The following is an 18,992-nucleotide window of genomic DNA, read 5'->3' as shown; positions in this document are numbered from 1 at the left end:
AACTCACTTTCCCCCGTCCTTGGTCAGCAGCAACTGCCCGCGCTTGCGGATCGTCGCCTGCGCCATCTCCGCAAAGCGCTGCAACAGCCAGGGCAGCACGACTTGCACCTTGACCTGGTCGTCGGCGACGTCGACCTGACCGGTGGCAATCTGCCCGAGTGCGCGGATGCGAAAGGTCATGCTGTCGCCGCTCCAGCGCTCCTCCTCCACCTGCATCACGGGAATGCTCGCCGCCGCGCGGCCAAGCCCGGACTTCAGCCGGCGCACCGCTTCCTCGCGGCCGAGACGATGGGGGATGGAAACGACAAGCGGTGCTGACATGGCCGTGCCCTACGCTGATTGAATCTCATTCATCATGCCGGCCCGAGCGGCAAAGGTTCCATGCAACTTGCACCTGTCGCCCCGTTTCAAAACCGGAACTTTAAAACCTGCGGCAAGTTGCCCCCGCATCAAAGGGACAGGTGCAAACGACCCTTTCAACAGAGGGCTGGAGGAGACTAGCATGTCTATCGGCACGATCATTCTGATCATTTTGGTCATCGCCCTGCTCGGCGGCTTCAGCGGCATCGGCGGCGGGCCGTTCTACGGCACCGGCTATTACGGCGGCGGCGGCCTCGGGCTCGTCATCGTCATCCTGCTGATCCTGCTGCTGCTCGGACGGATCTAGCCAAGTCGGTCATTCCGGGGCGCGCGCAAGCGCGAACCCGGAATCTCGCGCCGCAAACCTCTGGATTCCGGGTCTGCGCTTCGCGCAGCCCGGAATGACGTTTACAAGAGCGACTACTTCATCTTCCCCGCAAGCTTCTTCATCGCGGCCTTGATCGACGCGGCCGCATCGTCATAGCCCTCCCACGCCTTGGTACGCGCCAGCAGGCCCGGCACCGTCCGCACCGTATATCGCTTCGGATCGAGATCGCCCTTCACCTGCGCCCAGGTGACAGGCATCGACACGGTCGCGCCGTCGCGGGCGCGGGGCGATAGCGGCGCCACCGCCGTCGCCAGGCGATCGTTGCGCAGATAGTCCAGAAAGATCTTTCCGTTGCGCAGCTTCTTGGACATGTTGAGCAGATAGCGCTCGGGCTCGTCATCCGCCATCCATTGGCAGATTCCTTGCGCGAACGCCTTGGCCTCCTTCCAGCTCACCTTGTCGCGCGCGCCGTGGAGCAGCGGCACCACCACATGCAGGCCCTTGCCGCCGGTGGTCTTGCAGTAGCTCTCCATGCCAACGTCAGCGAGCCGCTGCCGCATCTGCTTGGCCGCCTCGACGACATCGGCGAAACCGACATCAGGCGCGGGGTCGAGATCGAACACCAGCCGGCCCGGCGTATCATAAGCATCAGGCGCGCAATTCCAGGGATGCAGCTCGAGGCCGCCGATCTGCGCGACCGCGGCGAGGCCCTCGACGCGATCGATCTGCAAATACGGCTTGCGATCGCCGGACACCTTGGCGAGCTCGAGCAGGTCCGAGGTGCCCTGCATGGCATGGCGCTGGAAGAATGTCTCGCCGCCGATGCCGTCGGGCGCGCGCAGGATCGAGCAAGGTCGCCCCTTCAGGTGCTCGATCATCCAGCCGCCGACCGCCTCGAAATAGCGCGCGAGATCGAGCTTGGTAACGCCCTCGCCGTCGCCGCCATCCGGCCACAGCTCCTTGTCTGGCTTCGAGATCACGACGCCCATGACCTCGGCAGCGCCGGCATCTTTCTTCTTTCCGGACTTCGCAGGAACGCGCTTTCCAGCAGACGGCCTGGCGAGCTCGGTATCGGCGGGCGTCTCCGCCTCGACCTCCTCGGCCGGCTTGTCCTGCCGCAGACCCTTGAAGGCGGCCTGACGAATGTTGCCGTCGGCGGTGAAGCCGGCGAACTCGATTTCGGCGACGAGCTCCGGCTTCAGCCAGTGCACGTCCCGCGTCTTCTTCGGCGCGTTCTTGCCGCTGAACGGGTTGTCCTTGGCCTCCATGGCTTTAAGGGACGGCATGATGCGCTTGACCGTGTCGGCGCCGAAGCCGGTACCGACCATGCCGACGAAGACGAGGTGATTGCCGCGATGCACACCGGCCATCAGCGAGCGGAATTTGCCGTTGGTGGTCTTCCAGCCGCCGATCACGACCTCATGGCCGGCCCGGCATTTGGCCTTGGTCCAGCTCTCCGTCCGTCCCGACCGGTACGGCGCGTCCAGCTTCTTCGACACCACGCCTTCAAGCTCGAGCTTGCAGGCCGATTGCAGCACGGCGTCGCCGCCGCTCTCGAAATGCTCGACATAGCGGATCTGGTTCGATTTCCGCTTTTGTGCCTCCAGCAGCTCCCTGAGCCGCGACTTACGCTCCCTGAGCGGAAGGCGGCGATAGTCGCGGCCTTCGGCGAACAGGAGATCGAAGGCAAAGAAGATGAGGTCCTCGGTCTTGCCATCCGAGAGCGCCGCCTGGAGCGAGGAAAAGTTCGGCGCGCCGTTGTGGTCAAGCGCGACGATCTCGCCGTCGATCATGGCTTCCGGCAGCGAATTCGCCTCCTTCGCGATTGAGCCGAACTTGTCGGTCCAGTCGAGACCCTTGCGGGTCTTCAGCGTCGCCTTGCCGTCCTCGATGCGAAGCTGCACGCGGTAGCCATCGAACTTGATCTCGTGGCACCAGCCGTCGCCGGCCGGCGGACGCTCGACCGGCGTGCAGAGCTGCGGCGCGACGAAATCCGGCATCTCCGAGACCGTCTTGGCGTTCGTAGCCGCCGTGGCACTCTTCTTTGCGGCCTTGTTTACGGTCTTGCCGCCCTTCAACGCCGCGCGTGGCGCCGGCGCGACGGTCCGCCCCTTCGTCTCCTCGATGCGGTTGGATTGCCACACAGCATCGGCCTTACCCTTGGCACCCTTCGCCAGCATGAACGGCTTTGGCGCGCGGCCCTTGCCTTCGGCGATCTGCGCCATCGCGCGGCCGGAGGCGACCGACTTGTCCTCGGCAAGGATGTCCTCGCCCTCGCGGGCAAATTCGTCGCGATGCTTGATCAGCAGCCAGTTGGTGCGCTTGCCGCCATCGCGATCGTTGCGCATGCGGACCAGCACCCAGCTTCCGTGCAGCTTTTCGCCGTGCAGCGTGAACTTCAGGTCGCCCTTCCGAAAACCACGCTCGGGATCATCGGCCTCCCAGGTGCCGCGGTCCCACAGCATGACCGTGCCGCCGCCATATTGGCCTTCCGGGATCGTTCCTTCGAAATCGCCATAGTCGAGCGGATGGTCCTCGACCTCGACCGCCAGCCGCTTGTCGTGCGGATCGAGCGAGGGGCCCTTCGTCACCGCCCAGGACTTGAACACGCCGTCGAACTCGAGGCGGAAATCATAGTGCAGCCGGCTGGCGTCATGCTTCTGGATCACGAAGCGTCGCTGTTTCGAAGAGGCTACCGCGGCCTCGCCGGAGGGCTCAGGGGTCTTCTCGAAGTCCCGCTTCTGTCGATAGGTGGAGAGTTTTCGCAGCACGACCGGTCCCGCATCTCTTTCGGCTTCAAGCCTATCACGGCAAAAGTCCCATCCGGAACCAAAACCCGACGCGCCGGTTGGAGTTCCAAAACGCCTTGAAAACGCTGGAGAATGGAATGGCCCCCCGCGCCTATTGGAAGGGAACGTTGAAGCTGTCGCTGGTCAGCTGCCCGGTCGTGCTCTATCCCGCAACGACCGCCGCCGAGAAGACCCGGTTTCACATGATCAACCGCGAAACCGGCAATCGCCTCAAGCAGCAAATGGTCGATTCGGAAACCGGCGACGTCGTCGAGAGCGACCAGAAGGGACGCGGCTACGAGCTGCGCAAGGGCAAATATGTCGAGATCGAACCGGAGGAGCTCGAGGCGGTCCAGATCGAGAGCAACCACACCATCGACATTGAGAGCTTCGTGCCGAGCGACGAGATCGACCAGCGCTACCTGGACCATCCCTATTACATCGCACCAGACGGCAAGGCCGCAATCGACGCCTTTGCCGTGATCCGCGACGCCATGAAGGACCAGGAGCGCGTCGCGCTCGCAAAAATCGTGCTTACCAACCGCGAGCATGTCATGGCGATCGAGCCGCTCGGCAAGGGCCTGCTCGGCACCACGCTGCGCTATCCTTATGAGCTCCGCGACGAGGACCAGTTCTTCGACGACATCAAGAGCCCGAAGATCACCAGGGACATGGTCGAGCTCGCCGGTCACATCCTGCACACCAAGGCCGCGCATTTCGATCCGAGCAAGTTCAAGGACCAGTACGAGACCGCGCTGAAGGCGCTGGTGAAGCGGAAGGCGAGCGGCAAGACGATCGAGCTGCCGGAGCCGGAGGAGCGGCCGAGCAATGTCGTCAGCCTGATGGATGCGCTGAAGCAGAGCCTGAAGGGGCGCGGCGGGGGACGGACGTCGGCCAAGTCGCATGGGCGGCGGACGACAGGACGGGGACGAGCCGCGAAGAAGGTGCACCGGTCGACGGCGCGACAGAGGAAGGCGGGTTAGCTTGTCATTCCGGGGCGCCTCGAAGAGGCGAACTATGGTGCGCAATTGCGCACCTGAGAATCTCGAGGTTCCGGGTTCGATGCTTCGCATCGCCCCGGAACGACGGCTTAGTCAATCCCCCGCCTTCAGCCGGTACCCGATCCCCGTCTCCGTCAGCACATATTGCGGACGTTCCGGATCGGCTTCGATCTTCTGGCGGAGCTGGCGGACATAGACGCGGAGATATTGCGCATCCGTCAGCTCGTCCCAAAGCTCCTTGAGCAGGAAGCGGTGGGTCAGCACCTTGCCGGCATGCTGCACCAGCACGCGCAGGAGGTCGTACTCCTTCGGCGACAGCTTGACCTCGCGCTCGCCGACCTTGACGATGCGGCGGACGAGATCGACGGAGAGATCGCCGGTGCGGAATATCGGTCGCTCGCCCTGGACCTGGAGCTGGTGCCGCAGCGCGGCGCGCAGGCGCGCCAGCAACTCGTCCATGCCGAACGGCTTGGTCAAATAGTCGTCGGCGCCGAGATCGAGCGCCTGCACCTTGCCGGCCTCGTCGCCCCGGCTCGACAGCACCACGATCGGCACCGCTTCGTTGCGGGCCCGGATGGTGCGGAGCAGCTCGTGGCCCTGGATGTCGGGCAGGCCGAGATCGAGGATGATCAGCGCAGGCTCCTCAGTGAGCTTCTCCAGCGCAATCTTGCCGCTTGACGCTTCCAGGATCTCATAGCCCTGCGTCGTCAGCCCCATCCGCAGCAGTTTGCGGATCGGTGGTTCGTCGTCGATGACCAGAACCTTGATCGGGGCGGCACTCATGCGGCGGTATCCAATGCGTGGGTCTGTGCCGGAACGGGCAAACGGATGGTGAGGACCGCGCCGCTCCGGTCGCTGCGGTTGGCGGCCGAGATCGTGCCATGCATTGCCTCGACGAAGCCGCGGGAAATGGCGAGCCCGAGCCCGGTGCCGGGACGAACGTGATCGCCCTTCTGCACGCGATAGAACTTGTCGAACACGCTCTCGACCTCGTCCGGCGGAATGCCGCTCCCCTCGTCGGCGATCTGGAGCACCACTTGATCTCGCTCGCGCTGGCTCTTGATCGAGATCGTCGTCTCCGCCGGCGAATACTTCGCGGCGTTGTCGAGCAGGTTGAACAGCACCTGCTCGAACAGCACGGCATCCAGCTGGAGCATCGGCAGATCGGCGGCCAGCACCAGCTCCACCTTGTGTGCGGTGAGGATCTTGGCTGCCCGCCGAAGCGCGCTGCCGACGATCTCGCTGAGATCATGCAGCGCCGTGTTGGGCACGATGGCGCCGGATTCGAGTTTCGTCATGTCGAGCAGATTGGCGATGAAACGGTTGAGTCGCTCGGACTCGTCGATCACGGTGGCCAGCAGGTCGCGCTTCTCGGTGTCGGACAAGGCACCTGCCAGATCGCGCATGGTGGAGGCGGCCCCCAACACGGAGGCGAGCGGCGTCTTGAGGTCATGCGAAATCGACGTGAGCAGTGCCGAGCGCAGCCGCTCGGATTCGACGGTGCGCTTGACGCGGTCCATGTCCTCGACCAGCAGCACGCGCTCGATCGCGAGCGCGCCCTGGTCGACCAGCGCGTCCAGCAGCCGGCGCTGGTCCGGCGTCAGCAACGGGCCGGTACGGTCGTTGTCGATGCCGATCACCCCGATCGGGCCGCGGCCGGTGCGCATCGGCAGGAACAGCCGCTTCGCGCCCGGCAGCGTGTCCGAGCCGCGACCGGCTGGGCGATCATTGCTCCAGGCCCAGTTGGCGGCGGCAAGGTCCGCCTGGTCGAGCTGGTCCTCCGGCGGATAGCCGGACTTCACCGTGAGCAGCCCATCCTCCGGCAGCAGCAGCACCACGCGAACCTTCAGCATCAGCGCGATCTGATAGGCCGTCGCCCACAAGACGTCGTCGAGCGTGGCGGTGCCGGCAAGCTTGCGGCTGAAAGCATAGAGCTGCTCGGTGGTCCTGATCCGGCCGATCGCGGTGTCGGCCTGCGTGCGCACGCGCGCGGCGACATTGGAGACGATCATCGCCACCACCATGAACAGGACAAAGGCGGCGACGTTGGTCGGATCGGTGATCGTGAAGGTGTAGATCGGCGGCAGGAAGAAGAAATTATAGGACAGCGAGGCCGCGACGGTGGCGAGCAGCGACGGCCACAAGCCATAGCGGACCGCGACCGCCACCACGGCCGTGAGCAGCACGAGGTCAACGTTCTCGATGCCGAACCTCGGCTGAATCAGCTCGGCAGCGCCGAGGCCGATCAGCACGATGCCGAGCGCCTTCAGATACGGCAGCGGATCGAACGGCTCCGTCCGCGCCGCGGTCTGCACCGCGGTCTTGGGCGCCGCCTCGCCCGGCACATCGTCGCCGGCGATGACATGAACCGTGATATTGCCGGCACGGCGCACCAGGTCATGCACGACGGAGCCGCGCGTGATCTCGAACCAGCGCGAGCGCGTCGACTTTCCGATCACGATCTGGGTGACGTTGTTGCCCTGTGCGAAATTGACGACGTCGTCGGCGATGCGGCGGCCGACAGCGGGAATCGTCAGTGCCTCGCCGCCCAAGGCTTCGGCGAGCCGCAGCGTGTCGGCGAGCCGGTCGCGCTCCTCATCGGAAAGCTGGAGGGAGCGCCGCGTCTCGATCGAAATCGCGGTAAACGGCGCATGCAGCCGGTCGGCCAGCCGCTTGGTGTAGCGCACGAGGCCGGCGGCGCGCGGATCCTCGCTGACGCAGACGAGAATACGCTCGCCCGCGGCCCAGGGGCCGGCGATGGCGTTCGCCTGCATGTGGGTGAGGAGCTGCTCGTCGACCCGTTCGGCTGTCCGCCGCAAAGCGAGCTCGCGCAGCGCGGTCAGATTGCCCGGCGAGAAATAATGCTCCAGTGCCCGCTCGGCCTGCTTGGGGACGTAGACCTTGCCTTCCCTGAGCCGCTGGATCAGGTCATCGGGCGTGAGGTCGATCAGTTCGATCGCATCCGCGCGGTCGAACACCGAGTCCGGCACCGTCTCACGCACCCGGACATGGGTGATCTGGGCGACGACGTCGTTCAGGCTCTCGATGTGCTGGATGTTGACGGCGGTGTAGACGTCGATGCCGTGGGAGAGCAGCTCCTCGACGTCGAGATAGCGCTTGGGATGGCGGCTGCCGGCCGCGTTGGTGTGGGCGAGCTCGTCGACCAGCGCGATTTGCGGCCGGCGCGCGATCACCGCGTCGAGGTCCATCTCCTCGATCGTCTGGCCGCGGTAGTCGAGCCTCTTGCGCGGGACGACTTCGAGCCCCCGCACCAGCGCCTCGGTCTCGGCGCGGCCATGGGTCTCGACGAAGCCGACCACGACGTCGATGCCGGCCTTGCGCTTGGCATGGGCACTTTGCAGCATCTCGTAGGTCTTGCCGACGCCGGGAGCCGCGCCGACGAAAATCTTCAGCTTGCCGCTCGCGCTTTCCTCCCGGCGCGCGGCTTCCAGCAGTGCCTCGGGAGACGGACGTTGTTCGGAATCGCGGCGCTCTCGGACCATTTTGCCAATATAATCATCTGCGCACCGGGAGCCTAGTACCCACTTTTCTTGGAACGTGAGTCGTGATTCAAGGTCGGGATGATACCCGAAGCAAGAGAAGTCCACCTTTCGAGGAAAGATCGCAAGGTGCTTGAGGCGTGCTGTCGCTCACCGGTGACGTTGCAGCGCGATTTGAAGCGGGCGCGGATAGTTCTGTTGGCGGCGGATGGGCGCAGCACCCGGTCGATCGCCAAGGAAGTTGGGGTCCAGCCGCGGATTGTCAGCCTTTGGCGGCATCGCTATGCCGACCATGGCCTTGAAGGGCTGCAAGACAAGCCGCGGCCTGGCAAGCAGCCGATCTATACGAAGACGACCGACAAGCGGATTCTGAAGCTGCTGGATAAGCCGCCACCGCAAGGGTTTGCGCGCTGGACCGGCCCCCTGCTGGCCGAGGCGCTGGGCGATGTCGATGTCCAATATGTCTGGCGGTTCCTGCGCAGCCACAAGATTGACCTGGTGGCTCGCAAGTCCTGGTGCGAGAGCAACGACCCGAACTTTACGGCCAAAGCCGCCGATGTTGTCGGCCTCTATGTCGCGCCGCCGGCGAAGGCCATTGTGCTGTGCGTGGACGAGAAGCCCTCGATCCAGGCTTTGGAGCGAGCGCAGGGTTATCTGAAGTTGCCCAATGGCCGCGCCTTGACCGGCCAAAGCCACGATTACAAGCGGCATGGCACCACAACATTGTTTGCGGCGCTCGAAGTCGCCACCGGAAAGATCATCGCGACCCATTCAAAACGCCGGCGCCGCGTCGAGTTTCTCGATTTCATGAACAGCGTCACCGCGGCTTTTCCGAACCGCAAGCTTCACGTCATCCTCGACAACCTCAACACCCATAAAAAGAACGAGGACTGGCTCAAGGCCCACCCCAACGTGCAATTTCATTTCACGCCGACAAGTGCGTCATGGCTCAATCAGGTCGAAGTATGGTTTTCCATCTTGCAGGGGCAGTCGCTCAGCGGCACCTCCTTCACGAGCCTCAAGCAGCTTCAGGAACACATCGATGCCTACGTCAACGCATACAACGACAGAGCCGAGCCCTTCGTCTGGACCAAGAAAAAGGTCCGTCAACGCCGTTTCAAAGGCCGCCGTATCACTCAGCTCTGATTCCGGGTACTAGACCGCTACTTGGCGGCGGCGCGATCGAGCGCGAGATTCAACGCCAATACGTTAACGCGCGGTTCGCCAAGCAGGCCGAGCAGACGGCCCTGGACGTTGGAAGCCACAAGCTGCTTCACCGCCTCTTCCGGCATATTCCGGGCCTTGGCAACGCGCGGCACCTGGAATTGCGCGGCTTCCGGCGAGATATCCGGATCGAGGCCGCTGGCAGAGGTGGTGACGAGGTCGACCGGCACGGCCGCGTTCGGATTCTCCGCTTTCAGCTTGTCCACGTCTTCCTTCAACCGGTCGGCCAGCGCCTTGCTGGTCGGGCCGAGATTGGAGCCGCCCGAGTTGGCGGCGTTGTAGGGCGCCGACACCGTCTTGGTAGAATCATTCGGGTCCGGCGCCAGGGTCGCCGAGGGGCGGCCGTGGAAATATTTGTCGTCCTTGAACTCCTGCCCGATCAGGGCGGAGCCGATCACCTTGCCATCCCTCTCGATCAGGCTGCCTTGCGCCTGCGCGGGGAAGAGCATGCCGACGATGCCGGTCATCGCGAGCGGATAAGCAAGGCCCGTGATGGCGGTTAACACCAGCAGGAGGACGATGGCGGGGCGGATTTCTCTGAGCATATCAAATCTCCAGTTATTTCGTCATTGCGAGCGAAGCATCTCTGTCGTCGTTCCGGGGCGATGCAAGGCATCGAACCCGGAACCTCGAGATTCTCAGGTGCGCAATTGCGCACCATAGTTCGCCTCTTCGAGGCGCCCCGGAATGACAGAGAGAATTTGCTCCTCGCATGACAACGATCAGGCCAGGTGCAAGGCGACGACGACGAGGTCGATCGCCTTGATTCCGATGAAGGGAATGACGATGCCGCCAAGCCCGTAGATCAGCAGGTTACGTCGCAACAGTGCGCCGGCACCGACGGCGCGGTAGGCGACGCCCTTCAGCGCGAGCGGAATCAGCGCGATGATGACAAGCGCGTTGAAGATGATCGCCGACAGGATGGCGCTCTGCGGGCTCGACAGGTTCATGACGTTCAGCACGTTGAGCTGCGGGTAGAACGCCAAAAACATCGCCGGGATGATCGCAAAGTATTTTGCGACGTCGTTGGCGATCGAGAACGTCGTCAGCGCGCCGCGCGTCATCAGCAGTTGCTTGCCGATCTCGACCACTTCGATCAGCTTGGTCGGGTTGGAATCGAGATCGACCATGTTGCCGGCCTCGCGGGCCGCCTGCGTGCCGGTGTTCATGGCGACACCGACATCGGCCTGCGCCAGCGCCGGCGCGTCATTGGTGCCGTCGCCGCACATCGCCACCAGCTTGCCCTTGGCCTGCTCGTCGCGGATCAGCTTGAGCTTGTCCTCGGGCGTTGCCTGCGCCAGGAAATCGTCGACGCCGGCTTCCGCCGCGATCGCGGCGGCCGTCATCGGGTTGTCGCCGGTGATCATGATGGTGCGGATGCCCATGCGGCGCAGCTCGGCAAAGCGCTCGCGGATGCCGCCCTTGACGATATCCTTGAGCTGGATGACGCCGAGCAGCTTGCCGTCCTTCGCGACGGCCAGCGGCGTGCCGCCGGCTTTCGAGATCTCGTCGGCGATGATCTGGATCTCGCGGCCGACCTCCGAGAGCTCCGCAGGCTGGATCGCGCGGGCGGTGTTGCCGGAGGCAACGGCCAGAGGCGCGCCGCCGCCGACATAGTTGAGCATGGCATCGACCGCGCCCTTGCGCACCGACGAGCCGCCGGCATCGACGCCGCTCATGCGGGTCTGCGCCGTGAACGGGATGAAGGTTGCCCCGAGCTCGGCCATGTCGCGGCCGCGGATGCCATACTTCTCCTTCGCCAGCACGACGATGGAGCGGCCTTCCGGCGTCTCGTCGGCGAGCGAGGCGAGCTGAGCCGCGTCCGCCAGCTCCTGCTCGGTGACGCCGCGAACGGGGCGGAACGCGGTCGCCTGACGATTGCCGAGCGTGATCGTTCCGGTCTTGTCGAGCAGCAGCGTGTCGACGTCGCCGGCCGCCTCGACGGCGCGGCCCGACATCGCCAGCACGTTGAAGCGCACCAGGCGGTCCATGCCGGCAATGCCGATCGCCGACAGCAGCGCACCGATCGTAGTCGGAATCAGCGTCACGAACAGCGCGACCAGCACGACTACCGAGATCGAGCCGCCGGCATAGGCCGCATAGCTCGGAATCGTGACGGTGGCGAACACGAAGATGATGGTGAGGCCGGCGAGCAGGATGTTGAGCGCGATCTCGTTCGGCGTCTTCTGCCGCTCGGCGCCCTCGACCAGCTTGATCATGCGATCGATGAAGGTCGAGCCCTGCGCGGCGGTGATGCGGACGCGGATCCAGTCCGACAGCACCTGCGTGCCGCCCGTCACCGCCGAGCGGTCGCCGCCGGACTCGCGAATGACGGGCGCGGATTCGCCGGTGATGGCGGCCTCGTTGACGGAGGCGACGCCCTCGATCACCTCGCCGTCGGAGGGAATGGTGTCCCCCGCTTCGACCAGCACGATGTCGCCGACCTTCAGGCTCGTGCCCGGAACCAGCTTGAAGGCCTGGCCGGTGCCGGTGAGCAGCTTGGCTTGGCTCTCGGTGCGGGTCTTGCGCAGCGATTCAGCCTGCGCCTTGCCGCGGCCTTCGGCGACCGCCTCGGCGAAGTTCGCAAACAGCACGGTGAACCAGAGCCAGAGGATGATCTGGAACGTGAAGCCGAGATTCGCGCCGCCGGTGACGAGGTCGCGCAGGAAGATCACGGTGGTGAGCGCGGCCACGATCTCGACCACGAACATCACGGGATTCTTCACCATCAGTCGCGGGTCGAGCTTGGTGAAGGAGGCGCGGATCGCGGGCACTACGATCCTGGGATCGAGCATCGCCGATACGGCAGCACGTTTTTGCAGTTTCATCGTATCCATGGAGGTCACTCCAAACCAATCGGAAGATTGTCGATCAGAAGACTTGCGGTCAGAAGACTTGGCCGGCGTTCATCGCGAGGTGCTCGACGATGGGGCCGAGTGCGAGGGCCGGAAAGAACGTCAAGCCGCCGATGATCAGGATGACGCCGACAACAAGGCCGACGAACAGCCCGCCCGTGGTCGGGAAGGTGCCCGCCGACGGAGGGATCGATTTCTTGGCGGCGAGCGAGCCCGCGATCGCCATCGCCGGAACGATCATGAAGAAGCGGCCGACGAACATCGCGCTTGCCAGCGTGAGGTTGTAGAAGAGGGTGTTACCGGTCAGGCCCGCGAAGGCCGAGCCGTTGTTGCCGGTCGCCGACGTGAAGGCATAGAGCACCTCGGTGAAACCGTGCGGGCCGGCATTCGCCATGGAGGCAACCGCCGCCGGATAGACCACACCGACCGCGGTCCAGCCGAGATACATCAGCGGCAGCACCAGGATCGCGAGCATCGCCATCTTGACCTCGCGCGCCTCGATCTTCTTGCCGACATATTCCGGCGTGCGGCCGACCATCAGGCCGGCCACGAAGATCGCGAGCACGACGAACAGCAGCATGCCGTAGAGGCCTGCGCCGACGCCGCCGACGATGATCTCGCCGAGCTGCATGTTAATCAGCGGAATCATGCCGCCGAGCGCGGTAAAGCTGTCATGCATGGCGTTGACGGCGCCGCACGAGGCGGCCGTCGTGATCACGGCGAACAGGGAGGACGCGACGAGGCCGAAGCGAACCTCCTTGCCTTCCATGTTGCCGCCGGTCAGGCCCAGCGCATGCATGGTCGAGGTGCCGTTGGCTTCCGCCCAGTAGGTGACCGCGACACCGGCGACGAACAGCACGCCCATCACGGCGAGGATCGCCCAGCCCTGGCGCTGGTTGCCGACCATGCGACCAAACACGTTGGTGAGCGCAGCCCCGAGCGCGAAGATCGACAGCATCTGCACGAAGTTCGACAGCGCGGTCGGGTTCTCGAAGGGATGCGCGGCATTGGCGTTGAAGAAGCCGCCGCCATTGGTGCCGAGCATCTTGATCGCGACCTGCGAGGCGACCGGGCCGACCGCGATGGTCTGCTTGGCGCCTTCGAGCGTGGTGGCCTCGACATAGTCGCCGAGCGTCTGCGGGATGCCCTGCCAGACCAGGAAAAGCGTGTAGACGACGCAGATCGGCAGCAACACGTAGAGGGTACAGCGCGTCACGTCGACCCAGAAATTGCCGACCGTGCGCACCGAGGCGCGCGAGAAGCCGCGAATCAGGGCCATCGCCAGCGCGATGCCGGTGGCCGCCGACAGGAAGTTCTGGTGCGTCAGGCCGAGCATCTGCACGAGATAGGACAGCGTGCTCTCGCCGCCGTAGTTCTGCCAGTTGGTGTTGGTGATGAAGGAGATCGCGGTATTGAAGGAGAGATCCTGCGCAACCGCCGACTGCCCGGCCGGATTGAAGGGCAGCACGGCCTGGAGCCGCATCACGCCGTAGATGATCAGGAAGCCGCCGACATGGAACAGCAGCATGGCGACCGTGTAGGTCAGCCAATGCTGCTCACGACGCTCGTCGACGCCGGAGATCCAGTAGATCCCGGCTTCGATCGGACGCAGCACCGGCGACAGGAAGGTCCGCTCGCCGTTGAACACGCGCGTCATGTACCAGCCGAGCGGCTTGGTCAGCGCGACGATAATGACGCAGAAAAGAATGATCTGGAGCCAACCGATCATGGTCATGGCATTAACCCTTCAGGCTTTGTGTCCGGCGCAAGAGCGGCAGGAGCAGCGCAAGCAGGCCCGCGACGAGTGCGACGTCCGCCAGCAGCAATTCGGCAAGCAGCAGCACGGCTCAGAACCGCTCGGGCCGCAGCAGTGCATAAGTGAGGTAGAACAGGAGGCCGAAGGAGACGGCACCGGCGAGCGCATAATCGAAGATCATGGTGTGCTCCATCACAGCCGTTCGCAGGCGTAGGTGTAGCCGATCGCGAGGGCAAAGAAGACGAAGCCCAGCGCCAGCATCAGAATGTCCATCATGGCGATACTCCTCAATGCGAGACGATCTCCGGCATTGCCCGCCGGCGGGCCGCTTGCTGCGAGCGAATGCAACACGTGTCTCTCCCGGCCGGGAAACGTCACCGCGCCGAAGTGCCACCGCGCACATAGGTTTTCGAGATGAGGCCTATGGCGACGTTATAGGAATCTCATAAAGGCCGGCCCGTCGTAGCCGCCGGCCGTACGACACGGACGACGCATTCCAGGCGATCGTTCCAGGCAGGCCGCGCAGCGACGCGATCCACCAACGCTTTCGCCTCCCGTTGTTACGGCGGGCCGGCGCCGAGGTCTTTTCAAAAAGCCCTGCTTCTATAAGCCTCCACCTACGACCGAGACGGCAGGCGAGGATCTGTCGGTCTTACACGGAAGAATCCGGGCACTTATGAAATCCCTATATCTCTCGCCCGATCCCCATCTCGTTTTCAAATGCCCTCCCGGCCATCTTGGCAATGCCGGCCGACTGACCGACGCCAACTCCGGGAGGCCTGACATGACCGCCGCTCTCCGACGTCTCGACCCACCATCCCTCAGCCAGCGGCTTCACGCGGCGCCGGCGATGACGCGACCGCTGATGCACGACGTCATCGATTATGCTTGCCGGCGCATCCCCTCGCTCGGCCAGAACGAACGCACCACGCGCGTCATGCGCCTGATCGACGCCGAGGCCTGGGCCGATGCGGCGCTGGCGCTGATCGAGCTCGAGCTGCCGCTATGGCAGGTCCGCCGCATCGCCTATGACGAGGGCGAGTGGCACTGCGCGCTCTCGCGCGAGCGTGAGCTGCCGGACTGGCTCGACGCTGCGGTCGAGGCACGCCACGCCGACCTCGCACTGGCCTTGCTGTCGGCCTTCGTCGAGGTCCGGGCATTGGCCGTGGACGTATCGCGGCCGAGCGTTCCCTCCGTTCGTCCTGTGCCGGATCCGCTCTACGAGCCGGTCGCCTGCGACAATTTCGGCTAGAGCAGCCTGACGGGTTCACAACTTGTCGCAAGCTCCGGACATGCCGCACAAGCTGAGCCCGGCGCGCGTGATCGCACGCTTCGCCGTCCGCATCGCGCTGCTCGCCGCCTTTGCCGCATTCGGTAGCGTCGGTTTCGGCCGAAGCCTTGCCGTTCTGCTCTGGATGTCGATCATCCTGTGCGCGCTCGCCGGCCTCGTCAGACGCGAAGCGCTGTTCGGCCCTGCCCTCAATCATTGGGACGAAGCTGCTGCATTCGGTGCGCTCTTCGCGCTGGTCCACATTGCCAATGATGTGACCTGAGCGGTCGGCTTTATGACCTTCCTATGAGATCACCGCGCACCCGCCCTCGAAATCATATTCGCGAGACGGGATATTGAGCGCGCAGGCAGGGACGTGCATCCCGCGCCAGCGTCGTTCAGAAGGAATACATCCGTGAAACTCGTCGACCCTCCCTCGTGCACCTCCACCTCAACCATCGTCCTCATCGGCCGCAACCGCCGGGGACAATGGGTCGCGCAGGAGCAGAACGGCCTCTATGGCGGCTTGTTCGTCAGCCGCGCCCAGGCCGTCAAATATGCGCTGTTCGAGAACGGACAGCATCCGGAGACCATCGTCGAGCTGCCGCGCGAGATCGAGCTCGACATGGGCAAGAGCCCCAACGCCATCGTCTCGCAGCGCGCCGCCTGAGCCGGCGCCATCCGGCGGAAAAGCCATGTTCACTCCTCCTGCTGCCTGGTTCACAGGCTTCATTCCGGACCTGCCGACGCCGCTCGACGCGGCTGACACAATCGATCTCAAGGCGTTCACCGCGCTCTGCGAGCGCCAGATCGCGGCTGGCGTCCCCGCGATCGTGGTCTGCGAGACGGCCGGCGAGGCGCCGACGCTCTCCCCGGCCGAGCAGGAGCTCGTCATTCGCGCCGCGGTGGACGTCGCCCGCGGCCGGGTGCGGATCATCGCCGGCGCGATGTCGAACGCGACCAGCCAGGCCATCGCGCTCGCGCGGCGTGCGGAGGCCGCCGGCGCCGATGCCGTGATGGCGGTGGTGCCGGCCTACAACAAGCCGATGCAGGAGGGGATGCTCGCGCATTTCCGGGCCATCGCCGGTGCAACCGGCCTGCCCGTGATCCTGCACGATATTCCCTCCCGCACGCTGCGCCCGCTCGCCGACGAGACGCTGGTGCGTCTCGTCGAATCCCGCCAGTTCGTCGGCCTGCGCGATGGAAGCTGCGACATCGCCCGTCCGATGCGCCTCGCCCGGTTGCTCCCGGCCGGCTTTCGCCTGCTCTCCGGCGACGACGTCACCGCGTTCGGCTACATCGCAAGCGGCGGCGACGGCGCGATCTCGGAAGTCTCCAACATCGCCCCCGATCTGTGCCGCATGATCTTCTCGCAGGTCAGGCAAGGCCGCTTGCAATCGGCACGGTACCTGCACAGGCGCCTCATCCCGCTCATCACATGCCTCTCCAAGGACGGCCCGGCGGCGCTCAAGAGCGCGCTGAGCGTGCTGGGCCTGATGTCACCGGCGACGAGGCTGCCGATCGTGCCGCTGGACGCGGCCGCGCAGCGGGAGGTGGTACGCGCCTTCGCCGCGATCGCCGACGAGGAGTTGATCGACCGCGTCGGCGCCTGACGCCTCGCGCAGTCGTTCGGATCTCGCATGCCGCCATCAGTTGAAGATCATCGGAGGCTGCTCGGCGCCTGGCAGCTGGCGATCCTGCGCTTTGCCGTGACGCTGAGCGACTCCGACAGGCACAATGTCGCCGCACTCGCGGTTGAACTCGATCGTCTCGGCGGCCGGCGCAGCGGCGAGGACTCGCTGCACTTCTTCCGGCGCACCAGCTCCCGTCTCTGCGCGGCCATCGACGGCCGGCAGCAAGACGCGGAGGCGCCCCTGGACTGCTTCTGCAAGCAGATCGAGGAGCCGCGGCTGCGGCTCGCCTTCGCCGCCGCCGTCGGGCTGGCGCGTTCGAAGCCTGCGCGATCCAAACCGCAACCGAAACGCGACAAAAACCTCTTCAGAGTACTACTGGCGCGACCGCCGGCGCCTTTATGACTTTCCTATACGGCAACTGCGGCGGTCACCTCGCAATCATACGCAGCGGTGGCCATCATACGGGACAGATCGGAGCGGCCGTCTCGCCACTCCGGATAAGGACTGAAAAAATGTCGATCCTGACACATGGCCTTGACCGCCCCTTCGTGCCTGGGCGTTCGGCGCGCATCTCCGAGGCACGCAAGGCGCAGCTCAAAGGTTTCGCTCTCGGCACACTGACGCTGCTCTCGATGGGTAGCGTGCTCACCGCGTTGATCGCGCTGAGGACCGCAATCTATGTCTGGCACATGCACGGCTGACCCGCAGGGAGGCCCCTATGACCTTGCAGATGTGTGAGGAAGCCGCCATGGCCGCAATTGCGCTTCAGGCTTCCCGTCGCCGCCCCGACACCAGGCAGGCGGCGGCGCTCAAGCCACTCGATCCGGATGTCGTCAGCGCCGCCATTCCCGCGTTCTTCATTGGACGCAACAGCGCCGGCCTCTGGGTCGCGCGCGAAGCGAACGGACGTGTCGGCGGCCTGTTCCTGTTCAAGAGCTCGGCGGTGGATTTCGCCAACCGTCAGAGCGCGCCGGCGCGGTGCGCGCTGGTGTTTCCCGCCGAGACCTTCGAGCTCGACATCGAGAACCGCGGCAATCCGCTGATCGTGCTTGCGGAGGGAGCGAGGCAGCTTCTTGCACGCGTGACCGCGAGGCGGCGGACATGATCGAGCTCAAGATCGCGATCCTGGTTGTGTTGATGGGAGCATTGCTGCTCGGCATGCGCATCGGCGCGGCGCCCGCCCCGGACAAGTAGCGTGCAGCTCCTCAAGGGAAATCTCGAGCACGCAGTCACCACGACGATCCTGACCATGACGCTGAGCCTGGTCTGGGGCGCGGTCCTGACGATCGTGATCACGCTCGTCGCGCGGGGGCTCGGGGTCTAGCCTTTACCTCTTCACGCGCCAGTTCCGCCGCCGTGACCTCGATCGGCCGGCCGCTGCGTTCGACGCGCGCCTGGATCAGCGCGCCCTGGAGCGCCGACGTGCAGAGCACGGCAAGCGCCTGCGCCAGCCGGCCATGGACGCCATGCGGACGGCGATCGAGCGTGAATTGACCATGGCTGCCTACGAGGCGAGCAGCCGTGCCCGCAAGGAGGTCGCGATGCCGGCTTGAGGCCACGTATCCCGCGGAAAATACCCGGCCGATCTGGCGCAATTTCACGGAACCGTGTAGAGCGGTTTCATGAGCACAAGCAGCGTCAACGTCGTCGCCCACCCTCTGGTCCAGCACAAGCTCTCGCTGATGCGGGAGAAGGACCGCTCGACCAAGAGCTTTCGCGAGATCCTGAACGAGATCGGGATGCTGCTCGGCTACGAGGTGACGCGCGACCTGCCGCTGGAGCTGGTCGAGATCGAGACGCCGATCGCATCGATGCGGGCGCCGAAGATCGCCGGCAAGAAGCTCACGCTGGCGCCGATCCTGCGCGCCGGCGTCGGCTTCCTCGACGGCATGCTGGCGCTGATGCCCTCGGCGCGCATTGCCCATATCGGGCTCTACCGCGACCCCGAAACATTGCAGGCCGTGGAATATTACTTCAAGGCGCCGCAGGACCTGTCCGACCGCACCGTGATCCTGATGGACCCGATGCTGGCGACCGGCAACTCGGCCTGCGCCGGCGCGTCCCTGCTCAAGAACCGCGGCGCCCGCGACATCCGCTTCGTGTGCCTTCTGGCCGCGCCGGAAGGCATCGCGCAGTTCCAGAGCGAACATCCCGACGTGCCGATCTGGACCGCCGCAATCGACGAGCGGCTCAACGACCACGGCTACATCGTGCCGGGCCTGGGCGATGCCGGCGACCGGATGTTCGGCACCAAGTAGACAGTTTTGCGCGATCG

The 18,992-nt window shown here is 64.9% G+C and carries 21 protein-coding genes; 12 read left to right on the top strand and 9 right to left on the bottom strand.

The window, feature by feature from the left end; translation table 11 throughout:
• Nucleotides 1-3 precede the first annotated feature (3 nt).
• Nucleotides 4-321, bottom strand: coding sequence for a polyhydroxyalkanoic acid system family protein (locus tag ACFLEY_RS09945; RefSeq protein ID WP_038965696.1), 318 nt, complete (start codon nucleotides 319-321; stop codon nucleotides 4-6).
• Nucleotides 322-502: 181 nt separating this feature from the next.
• On the opposite strand from ACFLEY_RS09945, the gene ACFLEY_RS09940 reads away from it, so the two are divergent.
• Nucleotides 503-667 carry a DUF3309 family protein gene (locus tag ACFLEY_RS09940; RefSeq protein WP_007595743.1) on the top strand — a complete coding sequence of 55 codons (165 nt, stop codon included), beginning with the start codon at nucleotides 503-505 and terminating at the stop codon, nucleotides 665-667.
• Nucleotides 668-780: 113 nt separating this feature from the next.
• On the opposite strand, the gene ligD is transcribed toward ACFLEY_RS09940, so the two are convergent.
• A complete protein-coding gene (gene ligD / locus ACFLEY_RS09935; RefSeq protein ID WP_060908705.1) occupies nucleotides 781-3,459 on the bottom strand; it encodes a DNA ligase D in 2,679 nt (892 codons plus the stop codon).
• Nucleotides 3,460-3,575: 116 nt separating this feature from the next.
• On the opposite strand from ligD, the gene ACFLEY_RS09930 reads away from it, so the two are divergent.
• On the top strand, nucleotides 3,576-4,460 hold the full coding sequence (locus ACFLEY_RS09930) for a Ku protein (protein ID WP_060908706.1): 885 nt from the start codon (nucleotides 3,576-3,578) through the stop codon (nucleotides 4,458-4,460).
• Between the two features lie 111 nt (nucleotides 4,461-4,571).
• Here the strand turns inward: ACFLEY_RS09930 and ACFLEY_RS09925 are convergent, their stop codons facing one another.
• Entirely contained in the window at nucleotides 4,572-5,261 is a 690-nt protein-coding gene (locus tag ACFLEY_RS09925) for a response regulator (protein WP_060908707.1), read from the bottom strand.
• On the bottom strand, nucleotides 5,258-7,981 hold the full coding sequence (locus ACFLEY_RS09920) for a sensor histidine kinase KdpD (RefSeq protein ID WP_060908708.1): 2,724 nt from the start codon (nucleotides 7,979-7,981) through the stop codon (nucleotides 5,258-5,260). The genes ACFLEY_RS09925 and ACFLEY_RS09920 overlap by 4 nt, the downstream gene beginning before the upstream one ends.
• A 78-nt stretch (nucleotides 7,982-8,059) precedes the next feature.
• Between ACFLEY_RS09920 and ACFLEY_RS09915 the strand changes: the two genes are divergently transcribed.
• Nucleotides 8,060-9,124: an IS630-like element ISRj1 family transposase gene (locus ACFLEY_RS09915; protein WP_026192128.1), complete on the top strand. Its 1,065-nt coding sequence runs from the start codon at nucleotides 8,060-8,062 to the stop codon at nucleotides 9,122-9,124.
• Between the two features lie 17 nt (nucleotides 9,125-9,141).
• Here the strand turns inward: ACFLEY_RS09915 and ACFLEY_RS09910 are convergent, their stop codons facing one another.
• From ACFLEY_RS09910 to ACFLEY_RS09890, 5 genes are all read right to left on the bottom strand, one after another.
• Nucleotides 9,142-9,747, bottom strand: a complete 606-nt coding sequence (locus ACFLEY_RS09910; protein WP_060908709.1) for a K(+)-transporting ATPase subunit C — start codon at nucleotides 9,745-9,747, stop codon at nucleotides 9,142-9,144.
• 177 nt (nucleotides 9,748-9,924) lie between these two features.
• Nucleotides 9,925-12,039, bottom strand: coding sequence for a potassium-transporting ATPase subunit KdpB (gene kdpB / locus ACFLEY_RS09905; RefSeq protein WP_028174534.1), 2,115 nt, complete (start codon nucleotides 12,037-12,039; stop codon nucleotides 9,925-9,927).
• 49 nt (nucleotides 12,040-12,088) lie between these two features.
• A complete protein-coding gene (gene kdpA, locus ACFLEY_RS09900) occupies nucleotides 12,089-13,792 on the bottom strand; it encodes a potassium-transporting ATPase subunit KdpA (RefSeq protein WP_060908710.1) in 1,704 nt (567 codons plus the stop codon).
• A 112-nt stretch (nucleotides 13,793-13,904) separates the two neighbouring features.
• A complete protein-coding gene (locus ACFLEY_RS09895; protein WP_038965694.1) occupies nucleotides 13,905-13,994 on the bottom strand; it encodes a K(+)-transporting ATPase subunit F in 90 nt (29 codons plus the stop codon).
• An 11-nt stretch (nucleotides 13,995-14,005) separates the two neighbouring features.
• Nucleotides 14,006-14,164, bottom strand: a complete 159-nt coding sequence (locus tag ACFLEY_RS09890; protein ID WP_162494044.1) for a hypothetical protein — start codon at nucleotides 14,162-14,164, stop codon at nucleotides 14,006-14,008.
• 433 nt (nucleotides 14,165-14,597) lie between these two features.
• Between ACFLEY_RS09890 and ACFLEY_RS09885 the strand changes: the two genes are divergently transcribed.
• From ACFLEY_RS09885 to upp, 9 genes are all read left to right on the top strand, one after another.
• A complete protein-coding gene (locus tag ACFLEY_RS09885) occupies nucleotides 14,598-15,065 on the top strand; it encodes a hypothetical protein (protein WP_060912682.1) in 468 nt (155 codons plus the stop codon).
• Between the two features lie 40 nt (nucleotides 15,066-15,105).
• A complete protein-coding gene (locus ACFLEY_RS09880) occupies nucleotides 15,106-15,366 on the top strand; it encodes a hypothetical protein (RefSeq protein WP_060908711.1) in 261 nt (86 codons plus the stop codon).
• A 132-nt stretch (nucleotides 15,367-15,498) separates the two neighbouring features.
• A complete protein-coding gene (locus ACFLEY_RS09875) occupies nucleotides 15,499-15,753 on the top strand; it encodes a hypothetical protein (protein WP_060908712.1) in 255 nt (84 codons plus the stop codon).
• 25 nt (nucleotides 15,754-15,778) lie between these two features.
• Nucleotides 15,779-16,696, top strand: a complete 918-nt coding sequence (gene dapA, locus ACFLEY_RS09870; RefSeq protein WP_060908713.1) for a 4-hydroxy-tetrahydrodipicolinate synthase — start codon at nucleotides 15,779-15,781, stop codon at nucleotides 16,694-16,696.
• Between the two features lie 27 nt (nucleotides 16,697-16,723).
• Nucleotides 16,724-17,119, top strand: a complete 396-nt coding sequence (locus tag ACFLEY_RS09865) for a hypothetical protein (RefSeq protein WP_396604622.1) — start codon at nucleotides 16,724-16,726, stop codon at nucleotides 17,117-17,119.
• 110 nt (nucleotides 17,120-17,229) lie between these two features.
• Nucleotides 17,230-17,418, top strand: a complete 189-nt coding sequence (locus ACFLEY_RS09860) for a hypothetical protein (protein WP_028174527.1) — start codon at nucleotides 17,230-17,232, stop codon at nucleotides 17,416-17,418.
• Between the two features lie 17 nt (nucleotides 17,419-17,435).
• Entirely contained in the window at nucleotides 17,436-17,822 is a 387-nt protein-coding gene (locus tag ACFLEY_RS09855; RefSeq protein ID WP_028174526.1) for a hypothetical protein, read from the top strand.
• 90 nt (nucleotides 17,823-17,912) lie between these two features.
• Nucleotides 17,913-18,041 carry a hypothetical protein gene (locus ACFLEY_RS09850; protein ID WP_018641127.1) on the top strand — a complete coding sequence of 43 codons (129 nt, stop codon included), beginning with the start codon at nucleotides 17,913-17,915 and terminating at the stop codon, nucleotides 18,039-18,041.
• Between the two features lie 298 nt (nucleotides 18,042-18,339).
• Nucleotides 18,340-18,975, top strand: coding sequence for a uracil phosphoribosyltransferase (gene upp / locus ACFLEY_RS09845; protein WP_028174525.1), 636 nt, complete (start codon nucleotides 18,340-18,342; stop codon nucleotides 18,973-18,975).
• The last annotated feature ends 17 nt before the right edge of the window (nucleotides 18,976-18,992 follow it).

The sequence above is a fragment of the Bradyrhizobium sp. YCK136 genome, assembly GCF_044570075.1.
GTDB lineage: Bacteria > Pseudomonadota > Alphaproteobacteria > Rhizobiales > Xanthobacteraceae > Bradyrhizobium > Bradyrhizobium diazoefficiens.
This window is presented reverse-complemented; position numbering and strand designations above follow the sequence as displayed.

Coding starts and splice junctions, on each gene's coding strand:
- ACFLEY_RS09920 (WP_060908708.1), bottom strand. CDS start 7,981: ATGGTCCGAGAGCGCCGCGATTCCGAACAACGTCCGTCTCCCGAGGCA.
- ACFLEY_RS09885 (WP_060912682.1), top strand. CDS start 14,598: ATGACCGCCGCTCTCCGACGTCTCGACCCACCATCCCTCAGCCAGCGG.
- ACFLEY_RS09915 (WP_026192128.1), top strand. CDS start 8,060: ATGATACCCGAAGCAAGAGAAGTCCACCTTTCGAGGAAAGATCGCAAG.
- ACFLEY_RS09860 (WP_028174527.1), top strand. CDS start 17,230: ATGTCGATCCTGACACATGGCCTTGACCGCCCCTTCGTGCCTGGGCGT.
- ACFLEY_RS09930 (WP_060908706.1), top strand. CDS start 3,576: ATGGCCCCCCGCGCCTATTGGAAGGGAACGTTGAAGCTGTCGCTGGTC.
- ACFLEY_RS09865 (WP_396604622.1), top strand. CDS start 16,724: ATGCCGCCATCAGTTGAAGATCATCGGAGGCTGCTCGGCGCCTGGCAG.
- kdpA (WP_060908710.1), bottom strand. CDS start 13,792: ATGACCATGATCGGTTGGCTCCAGATCATTCTTTTCTGCGTCATTATC.
- ACFLEY_RS09880 (WP_060908711.1), top strand. CDS start 15,106: ATGCCGCACAAGCTGAGCCCGGCGCGCGTGATCGCACGCTTCGCCGTC.
- dapA (WP_060908713.1), top strand. CDS start 15,779: ATGTTCACTCCTCCTGCTGCCTGGTTCACAGGCTTCATTCCGGACCTG.
- upp (WP_028174525.1), top strand. CDS start 18,340: ATGAGCACAAGCAGCGTCAACGTCGTCGCCCACCCTCTGGTCCAGCAC.
- ACFLEY_RS09895 (WP_038965694.1), bottom strand. CDS start 13,994: ATGATCTTCGATTATGCGCTCGCCGGTGCCGTCTCCTTCGGCCTCCTG.
- ACFLEY_RS09855 (WP_028174526.1), top strand. CDS start 17,436: ATGACCTTGCAGATGTGTGAGGAAGCCGCCATGGCCGCAATTGCGCTT.
- ACFLEY_RS09925 (WP_060908707.1), bottom strand. CDS start 5,261: ATGAGTGCCGCCCCGATCAAGGTTCTGGTCATCGACGACGAACCACCG.
- ACFLEY_RS09940 (WP_007595743.1), top strand. CDS start 503: ATGTCTATCGGCACGATCATTCTGATCATTTTGGTCATCGCCCTGCTC.
- kdpB (WP_028174534.1), bottom strand. CDS start 12,039: ATGGATACGATGAAACTGCAAAAACGTGCTGCCGTATCGGCGATGCTC.
- ACFLEY_RS09945 (WP_038965696.1), bottom strand. CDS start 321: ATGTCAGCACCGCTTGTCGTTTCCATCCCCCATCGTCTCGGCCGCGAG.
- ACFLEY_RS09910 (WP_060908709.1), bottom strand. CDS start 9,747: ATGCTCAGAGAAATCCGCCCCGCCATCGTCCTCCTGCTGGTGTTAACC.